The organism is Secundilactobacillus mixtipabuli (genome assembly GCF_002217925.1).
Classification (GTDB): Bacteria; Bacillota; Bacilli; order Lactobacillales; family Lactobacillaceae; genus Secundilactobacillus; species Secundilactobacillus mixtipabuli.
Window position 1 is genome coordinate 1 of sequence record NZ_BCMF01000053.1, and the last position, 248, is coordinate 248.

The following is a 248-nucleotide window of genomic DNA, read 5'->3' on the forward strand; positions in this document are numbered from 1 at the left end:
TGGGGTTATCCAGATTACTGGTAAATTGACCTATCGGCCAAAGGCCTGTGTACATTGTGGCGTCATCAATGATCATACGATTATCAACTATGGTTGGCGGGAAACGAATGTCCGCTTTGTCCAAACCCTTGGTAATAATGTGCTGTTAAAGTTAAATCGACGTAATTTCAAATGTAAGGAATGTCAGCGGACTTTCTTGGCTCAAACCAGTTTAGTGCCAAAGCACTGTTCAATTTCCAATCCCACCC

At 42.7% G+C, this 248-nt stretch carries 1 protein-coding gene; it reads left to right on the forward strand.

The genetic code is table 11. From position 1 onward, the window contains the following. Nucleotides 1-248: transposase family protein (locus tag IWT5_RS11965; RefSeq protein WP_143443112.1), on the forward strand; the 248-nt coding region annotated here is incomplete at both ends.